At 66.6% G+C, this 863-nt stretch carries 2 protein-coding genes; one reads left to right on the top strand and one right to left on the bottom strand.

Annotated elements, in window-relative coordinates; all coding sequences use genetic code 11:
- Positions 1-66: 66 nt before the first annotated feature.
- Positions 67-681: an IS1096 element passenger TnpR family protein gene (locus ACH13J_RS18345; protein ID WP_397544785.1), complete on the bottom strand. Its 615-nt coding sequence runs from the start codon at positions 679-681 to the stop codon at positions 67-69.
- Between the two features lie 47 nt (positions 682-728).
- Between ACH13J_RS18345 and ACH13J_RS18350 the strand changes: the two genes are divergently transcribed.
- Positions 729-863 (top strand): phage head-tail joining protein (locus ACH13J_RS18350; protein ID WP_397544786.1); only part of this gene is annotated, 135 nt, incomplete at its 3' end.

Consider the following 863-nt stretch of genomic DNA (forward strand, 5'->3'; position numbering starts at 1 on the left):
CCGGCCCGGCCCGCGCCCCGCCCGGCGCCGCGACGGCGGACGCGGCGGTCGAGGTACATGGGGTGATCAGTGCGCCTTCTTTCGCGCGCGACTGCGATGCCCGGCGCGCACCCGGCGCCGGAACTCGGCGAGCATGGCAAGGTCGAACTCGATCTCTTGGCGGTCGATGTCCTCGGGGTCGAAGGCGCCGCCGACCCATTCCAGCAGGAACGCGTGCTCCGGGTGTTTCGGGTCAGCGATCGCATCAAGGAAGTTCATGAAGCCCGGCAGGCCGCCCACATCCTCGGGCGGTGCCCGGCGTTCGCCCTCGACGAAAACCGGATAATCGGTGTCGGGATCGCCGTCCTGGACGTCCTCGACTCTGATGCTGTGCCGCCAGTCGTCACCGAAATCGTAGACATAGGTGAATTGGTCGATGCCCCGGTCGACCACTCGGTTCAGCCTGGTTCCCTTGGCCTTGTAGACCCGTCGCGACGTGCTCTCCAAGCCGGGGAGCGGCTCGCCATAAACGCGGTCGCCCACGCGAAACTCGTAGAGATGCGAATATTCCCACCGCATCACGGCCTGAAGGACGTCGTGCAAGGTCGACAGGGTGATCGCAGCCGGAACGTCAACCCGCCGCCAGATACGAGGGGTGATGTCCTCCAGTTCGATCAGCAAACGAGCGACAGGTTCGGACATGGGTCCTCCGGGCGGCCGAAACGCCCCAAGCATAGAAGGCACGCGTCATGCCGACAATCACCGACCTCCGCGCCCGCCGCGATGCGCTCTCGGCGCAGCGGTCCTCGGGCGTGGCGCGGGTGAGCTATGACGGCAAGACCGTCGAGTATCGCAGCGTGGCCGAGATCGACCGGGCGATCGAG

This window comes from Roseovarius salis (assembly GCF_044472985.1).
Classification (GTDB): Bacteria; Pseudomonadota; Alphaproteobacteria; order Rhodobacterales; family Rhodobacteraceae; genus Roseovarius; species Roseovarius salis.

Excerpts from the sequence above, each read along its gene's own strand:
- ACH13J_RS18345 (WP_397544785.1), bottom strand. The coding sequence starts at position 681 with ATGTCCGAACCTGTCGCTCGTTTGCTGATCGAACTGGAGGACATCACC.